This is a genomic window from Clostridium sp. FS41, assembly GCF_000954015.1.
GTDB lineage: Bacteria > Bacillota > Clostridia > Lachnospirales > Lachnospiraceae > Enterocloster > Enterocloster citroniae.
Map to the genome: position 1 here is coordinate 223,755 of NZ_JYHN01000067.1, position 12,763 is coordinate 236,517.

Here is a 12,763-nt window from a genome sequence, read left to right on the forward strand (position 1 = left end):
TCTCTTTTCCCTGTCCTGTCTGTCTCTGTCATCTCTCACTGCTCCCCGAGGAACCGTTCCAAAAATGCAAACAGCGTTTCCATTTCCTCATCCGTTCCAATACTGATGCGCAGGCTGTTGTCCAGCCTCTCCCCATCAAAATACCGCACATAAATCTGCTCCTTTTTGAGAGCTTCAAATATCTGTGCCGCGGGCACGCTTTTGTGGGATGCAAAAATAAAGTTGGCCTTTGAATCCGGGAATGTAAATCCCAATTCCCTTAAGCGGATCTTCGCCCGTTCCCTGGTAGCTGTTATTTTCCCTGTTATGTCCTCAAAATATTCCCTGTCCTTTACAGACTCCACTCCCATCACAATGGAGGGCAGGTTCATGGTATAAGAATTATAGGAATATTTCACATCGTTCAGTGCCTTGATCAGGGCTGGGTTTCCCACCGCAAAGCCTATCCGCAGTCCGGCCATGGAACGGGATTTGCTGAAGGTCTGCACCACCAGAAGGTTATCATAGGTCCCGATCAGCCCAAGGGCGGAAGGGCCTGCAAAATCTATATATGCCTCATCCACGATCACAACCACATCCTGGTTGGCCTTTATGATATCCTCCACCTGGTCAAGGGGCATATAGACGCCCGTAGGCGCATTGGGGTTCGGGAAGATCACTCCTCCGTTCTCCCTTTTATAATCCCGGGGAATGATGGAAAAATCCCCATCCAGCTTTGGTGTCTCATAGGGGATCCTGTAAAGGTCCGCCCACACCTTATAGAAAGAATACGTAATATCCGGAAACAACACCGGCTTTGGGGAATTAAAGAACGTAAGAAAGGACATGGCGATCACATCATCAGATCCAACTCCCACAAATACCTGGTCCGTCCCTACCCCATAGTACTCCGCCAATACCTCCACCAGATCTGAAACCGTGGGGTCCGGATACTTGCGCAGCCGGTCCGTGTCCATCTCCCTAATGGCCCTCTCCGCTCCCGGCGCCGGGGGATACGGATTTTCGTTGGTATTCAGTTTTATCAGTTTACTGCCCTTAGGCTGGTCCCCCGGTACATAGGGAACCACCCTGCGGACATTTGCTTCCCATGGTCTCATACTCTGCACTCCTCTCTTAATGATCCCGATGAATCAAAGGCCGTAATCAGCCGCCACTTTCTTAAAGGCCGGAAGGGAACGCTCGATCTGGCCATAGGATACACAGTAGGAGATCCTCACATATCCCGGACACGCAAAGGAGCTGCCCGGCACCACCAAAAGATTATACTTCTTACAGTTGGCGCAAAACTGCTTCTCATCCGGCTCCGGGGACTTCACAAACAGGTAAAATGCACCTTCCGGCTTAATGCACTCAAAGCCCATATCCCTGAGCCCGTTGTACAAAAGGTTCCTGTTCCTGTCATATGCCTCCAGGTTCACCTGCTCATCCACACATCGTTTGATCACGCGCTGCATCAGGGATGGTGCATTCACCGCTCCCATTACCCTGTTTGCAATGGTAGCCGCGTTAAACACTTCCTCACTGTCTGTCAGCTCATCAGGGATCACCAGGTAGCCGATACGCTCTCCGGGCAGTGACAATGACTTGCTGTAAGAATAGCAGATAACCGTATTGTCATAAAATCTTGTCACGTAGGGCACTTCCACCCCATCATAGGCCAGCTCACGGTACGGCTCATCAGAGATCAGCACGATCTCGGTCCCCAGTTTTGCCGCCCTCTTTCTCAGGACATCCGCCATATCGGTCAAGGTCTTAGCAGAGTACACCACCCCGGTAGGATTGTTGGGCGTGTTAATGATGACAGCCTTTGTCTTAGGTGTTATCTTCCGGGCAAACTCCTCCAGATTCGGCTGGAAATCCTTTGTATTGGGAGAGATCACCACCAGATTGCCGTCATAGTTGCGCACATAATTGCCATACTCCACAAAGTATGGGGCAAACGCAATGACCTCATCCCCCGGATTGAGGATCGTCTTTAGGATCACATTCAGGCCGCTGGCAGCGCCCACGGTCATGATAATATTGTTCTGGTGAAAAGCGGTTCCAAACCGGCGGTTCAGGGACTGTGCAATGGTGTCCCTCACATCCTCGTACCCGGAATTGCTCATATAGCCATGGACAAAAGTGGACTCTTCTTCCTTCAGGATATCACAGATCGCCTGATTCACAGCCTCCGGCGCAGGCACATTGGGGTTGCCAAGGCTAAAATCATATACATTCTCCGCCCCGTAAATGGCAGCCAGCTTCTTGCCCTCCTCAAACATGGCACGGATAGCGGAATTATTGTTCACCAATGGTTTCATCTTCTCTGATATCATATCTTATGTCCTCTCTTTCTCCCTGTCGGCAGACCCCTCATACGGACCGGCCCTTCTGTTGATATGATTGTAGCTTTCCTTTTGGGGATTGTCAATAAAAAGAAAATTGGGATTTGTGGGATGGGGAGAAGGCAGAGGTGGACCAATGAGAAGAATGGGGATGGGGCGGCGGATACGGCGGCGGGCTTGGCAGGTCTGAGACTCCGGGAAACGGCCCGGCCGCCGAAATTGTGCAAAAGGCTCTCTGGGGTTATCTAAAAGGCCGCGGGCCATCGAATATCAGATGGCGGCCGCGGCTTTGTTATATTTGACCGGCCTACTCCACTTCCATGGGAATCCCGGCAAACAGATCCAGCATCTCAGGCGTCACCCGGTCCTCCATAATGAGGCCGGATACATATTGATTGCCCTTCAGCTCGATCTGGCAGTATGAGAACCCTCCTGCCGGCTGATGGAACTGATCCATCTGATAGTATTCTTCCTCCATCATGGCATCCATAAGCAGGGCAATGTCATGGGCGTCTGTGAAGTGCAGGCTTCCGTCTTCCTGGTAATAGGGATTCTTTTTCCGCAGTTCTGCCAGTTCCTCATCCTGCGGTATGTCGCTGTAGGATGATTTTAAAAGGTTTTGGACATTGATGGTTATCTCTTTTACCTGCTCTGGGGCAAAAAAGGTTCCCGGTTTTTCACCCTGGCTCTCCAGTATCTGGATGGTGCGGGTGAATGAGGGATAAATGGGCCAGTATTGGTTAAAGTCCTCTACCCTGTAATCCCAGTAACCGCCCCTGTATTTGTACAGGGAATCTTCGATCCCTTTTTTCAGATAATGAACCGAGTCCTTTGTCACAAAGCAGATGCTTCCAATGGGGGCTTCCTGGATCCTTGTCTGTGTATCCAGGGCCATAAGGTCTGTCTGATAGGCTTTTAACAGTTCGGTCAGCACGCTGCCCTCCTCCGCGGTGTAGGCGATGGTCCCCGCCTCCTTGTAATACGCCCGGCTCAGCTGTTCAGGCGTCTGGGAAAGGATGCGGTACAGTCCCGTCTTATAATCAGTCTGGCTGTACAGCTTCTCATAGGTATCCATTATGTCGGAAAGATAAAGGCTGTAAGCGCGGCTGACCCGGCGTCCGTTTGTAAGGCGGTAGTTAACAGTCACATTGGTATAGTACATCTGCCTGTCGGTCTCGTTTTCCTCTCCCGCCACTTTCCCTGCCACAAAGACGGATGTGGGGCCGTCCGCCCCTCCGATATAGGAAACCCGGGTGTTTGCGTATGCCGGTGTCCTGCTGCTGCCCAGGCGCACCTTCCTGTCTTCAATGGCATTGCGGCGCCCCTCTTCCGCAATGGGAAGCACCAGTCCCATATCGGTGAGCTTCATATTTTTCTCTATTTCTTCGTAGGCTGCTTTGTAGGTGACTCCAAACTCTCCGCTGTCACTGATGGTGATCTCCCGGCTGTCCAGCCAGTTGCTGTCAATGCCGATCTCCAGGCTGGCGGATGCGATCCGGTCGGCCTGAGGCATGTAGGAGTCATATCCGTACCAGTCATAACGGAAGCTTAAAAATGCCAGCACGCCTGCCGCCAGACAGATGACCAGCTGTACCCTATGGCCGAACAGTTTCTTAAAGTCAAAATGATAGATGATCTCCACAATGCAGTGGGTCAGTATAACGGCCACCACAATTCCGAACAGCCCCCATTTTAAATTGCTCTGGAGGGACCAGAAAAACATACCGCCGGCAAGGCCGCAGCCAATGACCAGGATCATGCGGATCGGCGCCATGGTACGCTTAAACGCCATGGCTCTGCCCGCCGCCTCGGAGGGACGCTTGCGGTAGAGCTGAAGCCCCAGAAGTGAAAACGCCAGGAATCCGAAGCCTGTGCATATGAGTTCAGGTATATGTTTTCCTATGTTTTTCACGCCCCAGCTCAGGGCAGTCATGTATACGCTGAAGGGCGACAGGTATTTCATGCCCCACATAAAAGGTGAATCCTCGGAACTCCACATACTTCTGGCCGTGGTCAGGAAAAACGTCTCACAGTATGCTGCCAGAAGCATCATGATCGCCGGCAGGAAGAAAAAGAATACGCCGGAGCCCAGGAGGCCCACCACCATGTTTCCTGTCATCATCATGGCAACCACCACAACTGCATACATGAGAAGGAAATACAGCATGTTCAGCGCCCAGCCGCCTGCCATTGGTCCGATCAGGCTTCCCAGGCGCACGCCGTAAGACAGGGCCACTCCCAGCATAAGGATCAGGTTGATCAGGTAGCACAGGCCCACGATCAGGATACCCCCCGTATATTGTGTGCTGTACAGGATCTCCCTTCTCACAGGAATGCTGTGATAAAAATCGATCTTCTTTCTATTGTGCAGATAGGAGAAGCTGGATACACCGATCACCACGGCCGCCACAATGAGCAGGAATACGATCAGGCCGTTTCCAAAGGCCGCATCACTCAGCACCACCTTTGTCTTCAGTTCCAGCAGCTTGGCCTGGAACAGGTCATCGGGCAGGGAACCGTCCTGGACAAAGTTTCTGTATCCGTTATATATAAAATAATCCGTATTGGCCGCGTTCTCCATGGAGAGTGCAAGGCCGATGGGCAGTGAGAAGAAGAACGCCAGGAAAACCAGGGCAATGGCCCATACGCGGCGCTTTAAATCCTCCCTTAACAACTTAAAGTACAAGCTTCCTGATGTCATAACCAGCCACCTCCGTTTCACTGATAAATATTTCCTCCAGGGACAGAGGGATGCATTCAAAGAACACCGGATCATAGGAGGACATGATCGCCTCTATCTCCGGCCTGGTCCCCCGCACCGTAACCGTGCACAGCCGTCCCCTCTGTTCAATGCTCACCTTGTCAAGAGCCACCAGGTCCTCGGGCTTCATGTCAGGCTGCAGCACACACTGGACCTTATGAATGTTCAGCTTCATGTCATCCAGATCCTTGGAAAGAAGGATCCCTCCCTTGTGGAGAAGACCTACGTGGTCACAGATATCCTCCAGCTCCCTCAGGTTGTGGGACGCGATAATGGGAGTCAGGTTCCTGTCCTCCATGTCAGCTGCAAATATGCTTTTAACCGTCTGGCGCATAACCGGATCCAATCCGTCAAACGTCTCGTCACAGAACAGATAGTCCGTGGCAGCGCACACGCCGCAGATAACGGAAACCTGCTTCTTCATGCCTTTGGAAAATGTGTGTATCTTACGCTTTTCATCCAGTCCGAAACTTTGCATCAGCTTGTGAAACCTGGTTTCATCAAACTTTTCATAGATTTTTCTGTAATAGTGCATCATCTCCAAAGGTGTTGTGTTGCTGAAAAAAAACTGTTCGTCCGATATATAGAAAAAACGCTTTTTTGCAGATGTATTCTCAAATACCTCATGTCCGTCTATGGTGATACATCCCTCATCCGGCTTCAGCACCCCGCTTGCCAGTCTGAGGAAGGTGGATTTGCCGGCCCCATTGGTGCCGATCAAGCCAAAGACGCTTCCGTCCTTTATGGTGGCGTTCAAGTGATCCACGGCCATAATATCATCAAACCGCTTGGTCAGATTCACTGCTTCAATCATGCCTCTCTCCCCTTTCTGTCATATACTCACGGTATTTTTTCTCTATGATCCCTGTCATATCTTCTTCCGTGACCCCGATCTTTATGCCCTCGCTTACCGAGGACTCAAACCGGATCTTCCATTCTCCCAGCATGCCCGCCCTTAGGCGGCTGCTGTCAGCCACAAAACTTCCCTTACCCTTGATGGAATAAATGTATCCCTGCCGCTCCAGCTCTCCATATGCGCGCTGGATGGTATTGGGATTGATGGAAAGCTCCGTTGCCAGGCTGCGCACCGAAGGAAGCTGTGAGTCCTGTGGAAGTACTCCGTTAAACATCAGTTCCTGGAACCGTTCCACCACCTGCTCATACAAAGGCCTCCGGTCCCTGTAGTCCAGTACGATCATCCCTTCTTTCCCCCTTTCCGGAAATTCACCCGGCCTATATGGCGTACTCTCGGAGACTCCGAAAGAACACCTTATTTCAATGGCACAGGCGTATTATCTGTATTAATTATATTAGTACAGTTATCTTCGACATTAGATTACCATATCTTTCCGGGAAAAACAATAAAAGATTTTCTTAAGATTCCCTGTTCTGCAAATATTTGGTATACTGATAGTACCATAAAATCATCACAAGGAGGCCTCCTATGCCCAATACCATGTTTTTCAGCCTGCTTTTAAACATAGGGCTGCTGGTTCTCATCGCCACGCTGCTCACCAAGATTCCCGTTGTCCGCAGTATGCTTTTGGGTGATAACAACCCCATTGGCAGCCGTGCTGCACTGGCAGTTATCTTTGGCCTTGTCAGCATCTTCTCCACCTATACAGGCGTGCGTGCCCAGGGAGCCATTGTAAACACAAGGGTCATCGGTGTGCTGGCAGCCGGGCTCCTAGGCGGCCCCTATGTGGGCATGGGCGCCGCCATCATCGGAGGGCTGCACCGCTATCTTTTTGATATCGGCGGATTTACAGCCGTATCCTGCGCCGTATCCACATTTGTGGAAGGACTGATCGGATCCGTTTTTTCCAGACGTTTTAAGGCAGGAAAGATAGACAGCACAGGCGTGTTCCTGATCACGGCCCTGGCCGAGGTGGGACAGATGCTCATCATCCTCCTTATTTCCAAGCCCTTTCCTGCCGCCCTGGAACTGGTCCGGCTGATCGCATTTCCCATGATCATCATGAACGCCCTGGGAATGGTTGTTTTTATTGCAACCTTTAACATGGTATTTATGGAGGAGGACAGCCAGTTTGCTGAAAAGATGCGCCTGGCTCTGGGAATCGTGGAACAGAGCCTTCCCCATCTGAGAAAGGGTCTTTACAGCGCAAGGGACATGGAAGCCACGGCTGAGATCATCTACAACTCCACCGCCTGTGCTGCTGTCATGATCACAGATACCCAGAGGATCCTGGCCATGAAGGGGGATGCCCGGTACAATGATCTAAAAGGGGATGCCATATTAAAACCCATACTGGACTCCATCCACAATAAAAAGCCCACTACATTTTCCTATGCGGAAAAACCGGACCCCCTGTATCACATCCTGAAAAACCACATTATCGTGGCCGCGCCCCTGATCGAGATGGATAAACCCATCGGCAGCCTGACCATGGTGGTGAGAAAACACTGGCATACCTCCCAGTCCAACCTGAATTTCGCCTCGGAGCTGGCCAGGCTTTTTTCCACTCAGCTGGAGCTCTCCGACCTGGATTACCAGAAGCAGCTGCGGCGCAAGGCTGAGTTTAAGGCACTGCAGTCCCAGGTCAACCCGCATTTCCTTTACAATGCCCTTAATACCATCTCCTATGTGTGCCGGGAAAATCCGGAGCGGGCCAGGGAACTGATACGCACCCTCTCCTCCTATTACAGGCAGACACTGGAAAACGACCAGTATATGCTGAGCCTTCACACAGAGCTCTACCATGTCTCCAGCTATCTGGAGCTGGAGAAGGCCCGGTTTGAGGAGAAATTACAGGTCACCATGGATGTGGAGGAGGACATCAACTGCATGGTTCCCTCCTTCATCCTCCAGCCCCTTGTGGAAAATGCGGTCCGGTACGGAGCGGACAAAAGGGGGCAAAGAAGCGTTTCCATCAGCGCCCATGGGGCGGGCAATTCCGTGGAGATCGCCGTGACCGACAAAGGTCCCGGCTTTCCCATGGAAGCCGTCAAACAACTCTACAGCAATGAGGGGAAAGGCAGTGTGGGCCTGAAAAATGTGCACCGGCGCCTGAAAAGCATATACGGTGAGGACAATGGTCTGAAGATCGAATCATCCCAGGACGGCTCCAGAGTATGGTTCAGGGTTCCCATGCAGCCGGAACCGGACCAGGAACCGCTGTATTCGTAAGAGCTTTGCGCGGTTTTGGACAAACCACAAGACAAGGGGGAATTTTTACATATGAAAATAGCTGTGATCGATGACGAACGGCCGTCAAGAAAAGAACTGGTCCATCAGATCCTGTCCGTTCTGCCGGACAGCCGGATCGAGGAGGCGGACAGCGGGGCCGGGGCCCTTGAACTTATAAGCGCCCAGTCCTTTGATCTGCTCTTTGTGGACATCAATCTCAATGATATGGAAGGGACCACCCTGGCCGCTGCCGCCAGGCGCATACTTCCGGACGCCCAGATCGTATTTGCCACCGCCTACTCCCAGTATGCGGTCAAGGCCTTTGAACTGGGCGTGAACAACTACATCCTAAAGCCCTTTGACCCGGACCGTGTCCGCAGGGTCCTGGAAAAGTGCCAACTGGATCTAAAGCACTCATGTCCTGCCGGGGAAGATATAAACAGTCCATCCGGCTCCCTGCCGGTTGGCCGGCTGGCCGTCAATGTAAACCGGACCATTGTGCTGCTGGATATACATAAGATCGTATACATTGAGACCGCCGGACGCAGCTGTGTCATACACACCACGGACGGGGATTACACAGAGAACCAGCTGCTGGGGGAATATGAGAAAAGGCTGGCCTCCTGCGGATTTTACCGCATCCACAAGAGCTATCTTGTCAATCTCAGCCACATCACGGAAATGTTTCCATGGGCCAACAATAGTCTGGCCGTTAAGATGATGGGATATGAAAAAGATATCCTGCCCGTGGGAAGGGAAAAGGTGAAAAGCCTCAGACAGGCATTGGGGATCTAAGATACCGTTGAGGATAAACCTTCCGTTTGTGCATTCACAGCTTCCGTTCATTCATTTATAGGTGTCGTTTGTGCACTTAGTACTGCAGTTCATGCAAAAAGTGTTTTCTTTTGTATATATTTCAGTACAATTAAGACATGACAAATGAACGATTTATCAAACAGGAGGTAGGTTTATGATTAGTTTCTTTGTATGTCTGGCACTTTTAATCGGCGGTTTCATGGTGTACAGCAAGGTGGCTGAAAAAGTATTTGGTCCTGACGACCGCAAACCACCGGCACTTACCATGACGGACGGCAGTGATTACGTCCCCATGGGCACTCCCCGTATTTTCCTGATCCAGCTTCTCAACATCGCGGGCCTTGGTCCCATCTTCGGCGCCCTGGCAGGCGCATGCTGGGGACCCAGCGTATTTCTCTGGATCACCTTTGGTACCCTGTTGGGCGGCGGTGTCCATGACTACATGGTGGGAATGATGTCCATGCGTCACAAGGGAGCCAGCGTATCCGAGCTCACGGGAACTTATCTGGGCGATGCCATGAAACAGGTTATGCGCGTGTTTTCCGTGGTACTCCTGGTGTTGGTAGGCGTCAGCTTCTCCACAGGCCCGGCCAATCTTCTGGCCATGCTGACCCCTCAGGTCCTGGACGCCAAATTCTGGCTGGTTGTTGTCTTGGTTTATTACTTTATTGCCACATTTGTCCCCATAGACAAGGTGATCGGAAAGATTTACCCTATTTTCGGAATCTGTCTTATTGTTATGGCACTTGGAGTAGGAGGCGCCATCCTGTTGGGCGGATACCATATACCTGAGATCTCCCTGACCAACCTGCATCCTTCCGGCACCCCCATCTGGCCGACCATGTTCATATCCGTTGCCTGCGGCGCCATCTCCGGTTTCCATGCAACCCAGTCTCCCCTCATGGCGCGCTGTCTTACCAATGAAAAAGACGGACGCCGGGTATTCTACGGCGCCATGGTCGCTGAAGGCATTATCGCCCTGATCTGGGCAGCGGCAGGAGTTGCTTTTTACGATGGCACAGGCGGATTGTTGAATGCACTTGGAAACGGACAGTCTGCGGTTGTCTATGAGATCTGCTTTAAGCTTTTAGGGCCTGTGGGCGCAGTGATCGCCATGATCGGCGTAATCGCCTGCCCCATCTCCTCCGCCGACACGGCATACAGGAGCGCAAGGCTTACACTGGCTGACTGGTTTAAGATGGACCAGAAGCCTGTTAAAAACCGTCTCATGCTCACCATCCCTCTGTTGGGCGTAGGTGCTGTCCTGACCCAGTTTGATGTACAGGTAGTGTGGAGATATTTCTCCTGGAGCAACCAGACACTGGCCATGATCGCCCTCTGGTCCGCAAGCGTGTATTTATTCCGCAGGAAACGCTTCTACTGGCTTACGGCCCTTCCTGCAACCTTTATGTCGGCCGTGTCCTGTACCTATATCCTGATGGCCAAGGAAGGCTTCCAGCTCTCCACCGCCATTGCTTATCCGGTGGGCATCCTTTTTGCCGCTGTCTGCCTGGGAACCTTTGTCTATACCTGTGTGATGGGCAAGGGAAAGAACGCGGAGTCCCCATCTGCGGAGGATGCATATTCGGCTTGACGTATCAGTACAGCCTGGCGCATCAGTACAGTCTGGCGCATCAGTACGGCTTGGCGTATAGTACGGTTTCACCTGTATACATAAAAAAATGCAAGGCATAAAATGATCATAGGGCCGGCAGGATTTTCCTGTCGGCCCATTTTGCTGGCAATCATTTATCGGCAATTGCATCTTCCTTTTTACGGCTGTCAAAATATACGAACCTGTCAATAGCCTCCAGTATATCTTTAAACTCTTCACTGGGCGCCATGTCTATGTATGCCTTGAGAATCTCCTGCTCACGCTCCCTGAAGGGCCCATAGAATATATCATAGAGATTATGGCCTCTCATATAGGTCTTGATCTCTTCCATATGTTCCCTCATATCCTGGCAAGATGTAAAATCCCGCCCCATGATCTCCTTTAACTGCTGTCCGCTTCGTATCCGGTAAAGATATTCACGCCACTTGTCATACAGGGTTTTATAAAATGCCTCCTCACTCTCCACGATCCCCAGCTTTGCCATAATGGATGGGTTTAAAAAATAGTTCTCAAAGGAATAATATTTTAATATGAGCACATTGCGCCTTGTCACCTTGGGGAGACGGTCCACATCCTCCAGGCTGCGCTCATCATAATACCTGCACAGCTGGGATGCCAGTTCCTCCGGGTCCTTACCGTCCCCGTCCCGGATCATCAGAAACTGATCCCCAAGATACACCTGATTCATATATTTCAGGTTGGCATACGTCTTTATATTGGTACAGCTGTTGGTGGTAATGATGGATATCCTGGAAAATTTGCCCTCTGAGTCATTTATCTCGGAATAATACTTTTCCAAAAGCAGGGGCAGGCGGCTCTTATCCTGTTTCCCCTCCACAATGAACACAAAGCTTACATTTAGCAGATCGCTGGCACCATACCCCAGGTCATCCAGGATTTCTCCCAAATCTGCCTTTTTCCTGACAACGGAATACCGCTCCTCATCCAGCACCACCTGGCGGATCTGGCGGATGCTGAAATTAAAAAGCAGGTCAGGACTGTGGGTCTTAAAAATGACCTGGTTTTTCTTTGAAAGCCGGTACAGAATCTCGCTGCAGGTCTTCTGAAGCTGGGGATGGAGGAATATCTCCGGGTCCTCCACCACAATGATGCTGGGAATGCGGCTCTGCTCGCTGATATAGGTTTCCAGCAGGGACAGCATATAGATGCTCCTCATCCCCTTTCCCATCAGTTCCACCGGCTTTACACTGCCCCTCTGAAGGTTGTGGGCCGTCACCTCAACGGAAAACAGCTGGTCCGTGTCGCAGTTCAACGTATACTGGATCTCCTCATAACCGCCGTTCTTGTAAAAATTTTCATTGACCTTTCTGGAAAACTCGCTGAGGTTCAGCTGGTAGATCTTATACTCCAGCAAACGTGCCGTCTCAAATGCAGTGAGCTCCTCCGGCTTTTTCTTGTTAATCAGGCCAATACACTGGAAGCAGTGGTTGCATTTCTTGGCTCCTTCAAAGATACAGGTCCCTGAACGGAGCCGCCTTAACTCCTCATCCTCCTGGAACATCAAAAGGTCATTCTGCAGCTGGTTTAATTCCCGTTCCGCGGTGATCCGGTAAATATGGGGCAGGACCATGGGGATATAGGGGTTATTCTTGCGGTAAAGATCTTCATACCGCACCCGGCCGTCCAGGTTCACATGAAAGGTAAAGCACAGCTCACCGTCCCGGAAGGAGGGGAGCCGCTCCCCAAACACCCGCTTCCACACATCATAACGCCGGTACTGGCTCACAACGCCTCTCCGGTGAAACTGCTCCAGATCCCCCTCCTCTATGGAAAAGGCAGCATCAATGCGAATCGCCTGCCTTTTCTCATTAAAGTCCTGTTCCTGGATCTGATAGCATCCGCACACAGCGCATACCGCGTCCAGCACAGAGGTCTTTCCTGTATTATTTTTACCTACCAAAATCAGCGCCCTGTCAATATCACGGATCTCCAGGTCGCGGATGGATTTAAAGTTGCGTATGTGTAAATAGGTAAGCTGCATATGGTTGCCCCCGCTTATAAAAGTCATATGTTCTTTCTACCAGTATACGCCATAGAACACATCGGAACAACCCCTGAATTCACCTTATGATACC

Annotated in this window: 9 protein-coding genes; 3 read left to right on the forward strand and 6 right to left on the reverse strand. The window is 51.2% G+C overall.

Going from position 1 to position 12,763, the window contains the following annotated elements:
- Positions 1-35: 35 nt before the first annotated feature.
- From hisC to CLFS41_RS20805, 5 genes are all read right to left on the reverse strand, one after another.
- Entirely contained in the window at positions 36-1,097 is a 1,062-nt protein-coding gene (hisC, locus tag CLFS41_RS20780; RefSeq protein WP_045093342.1) for a histidinol-phosphate transaminase, read from the reverse strand.
- Positions 1,098-1,130: 33 nt separating this feature from the next.
- Positions 1,131-2,318, reverse strand: a complete 1,188-nt coding sequence (locus CLFS41_RS20785) for a pyridoxal phosphate-dependent aminotransferase (protein WP_045093343.1) — start codon at positions 2,316-2,318, stop codon at positions 1,131-1,133.
- 316 nt (positions 2,319-2,634) lie between these two features.
- Positions 2,635-5,028, reverse strand: coding sequence for a DUF6449 domain-containing protein (locus CLFS41_RS20795; RefSeq protein WP_045093345.1), 2,394 nt, complete (start codon positions 5,026-5,028; stop codon positions 2,635-2,637).
- Positions 5,003-5,902, reverse strand: a complete 900-nt coding sequence (locus CLFS41_RS20800; RefSeq protein WP_045093346.1) for an ABC transporter ATP-binding protein — start codon at positions 5,900-5,902, stop codon at positions 5,003-5,005. The genes CLFS41_RS20795 and CLFS41_RS20800 overlap by 26 nt, the downstream gene beginning before the upstream one ends.
- A complete protein-coding gene (locus tag CLFS41_RS20805) occupies positions 5,895-6,287 on the reverse strand; it encodes a GntR family transcriptional regulator (RefSeq protein WP_007863751.1) in 393 nt (130 codons plus the stop codon). The genes CLFS41_RS20800 and CLFS41_RS20805 overlap by 8 nt, the downstream gene beginning before the upstream one ends.
- Before the next feature lie 245 nt (positions 6,288-6,532).
- On the opposite strand from CLFS41_RS20805, the gene CLFS41_RS20810 reads away from it, so the two are divergent.
- From CLFS41_RS20810 to CLFS41_RS20820, 3 genes are all read left to right on the forward strand, one after another.
- On the forward strand, positions 6,533-8,236 hold the full coding sequence (locus tag CLFS41_RS20810) for a LytS/YhcK type 5TM receptor domain-containing protein (RefSeq protein ID WP_045093347.1): 1,704 nt from the start codon (positions 6,533-6,535) through the stop codon (positions 8,234-8,236).
- A 51-nt stretch (positions 8,237-8,287) separates the two neighbouring features.
- On the forward strand, positions 8,288-9,031 hold the full coding sequence (locus CLFS41_RS20815; protein WP_007863747.1) for a LytTR family DNA-binding domain-containing protein: 744 nt from the start codon (positions 8,288-8,290) through the stop codon (positions 9,029-9,031).
- 175 nt (positions 9,032-9,206) lie between these two features.
- Positions 9,207-10,646, forward strand: coding sequence for a carbon starvation CstA family protein (locus CLFS41_RS20820; protein WP_045093348.1), 1,440 nt, complete (start codon positions 9,207-9,209; stop codon positions 10,644-10,646).
- A 151-nt stretch (positions 10,647-10,797) separates the two neighbouring features.
- On the opposite strand, the gene CLFS41_RS20825 is transcribed toward CLFS41_RS20820, so the two are convergent.
- Entirely contained in the window at positions 10,798-12,669 is a 1,872-nt protein-coding gene (locus tag CLFS41_RS20825) for an AAA family ATPase (RefSeq protein WP_045093349.1), read from the reverse strand.
- Positions 12,670-12,763: the final 94 nt, after the last annotated feature.

Excerpts from the sequence above, each read along its gene's own strand:
- hisC (WP_045093342.1), bottom strand. The coding sequence starts at position 1,097 with ATGAGACCATGGGAAGCAAATGTCCGCAGGGTGGTTCCCTATGTACCG.
- CLFS41_RS20785 (WP_045093343.1), bottom strand. The coding sequence starts at position 2,318 with ATGATATCAGAGAAGATGAAACCATTGGTGAACAATAATTCCGCTATC.
- CLFS41_RS20795 (WP_045093345.1), bottom strand. The coding sequence starts at position 5,028 with ATGACATCAGGAAGCTTGTACTTTAAGTTGTTAAGGGAGGATTTAAAG.
- CLFS41_RS20800 (WP_045093346.1), bottom strand. The coding sequence starts at position 5,902 with ATGATTGAAGCAGTGAATCTGACCAAGCGGTTTGATGATATTATGGCC.
- CLFS41_RS20805 (WP_007863751.1), bottom strand. The coding sequence starts at position 6,287 with ATGATCGTACTGGACTACAGGGACCGGAGGCCTTTGTATGAGCAGGTG.
- CLFS41_RS20810 (WP_045093347.1), top strand. The coding sequence starts at position 6,533 with ATGCCCAATACCATGTTTTTCAGCCTGCTTTTAAACATAGGGCTGCTG.
- CLFS41_RS20815 (WP_007863747.1), top strand. The coding sequence starts at position 8,288 with ATGAAAATAGCTGTGATCGATGACGAACGGCCGTCAAGAAAAGAACTG.
- CLFS41_RS20820 (WP_045093348.1), top strand. The coding sequence starts at position 9,207 with ATGATTAGTTTCTTTGTATGTCTGGCACTTTTAATCGGCGGTTTCATG.
- CLFS41_RS20825 (WP_045093349.1), bottom strand. The coding sequence starts at position 12,669 with ATGCAGCTTACCTATTTACACATACGCAACTTTAAATCCATCCGCGAC.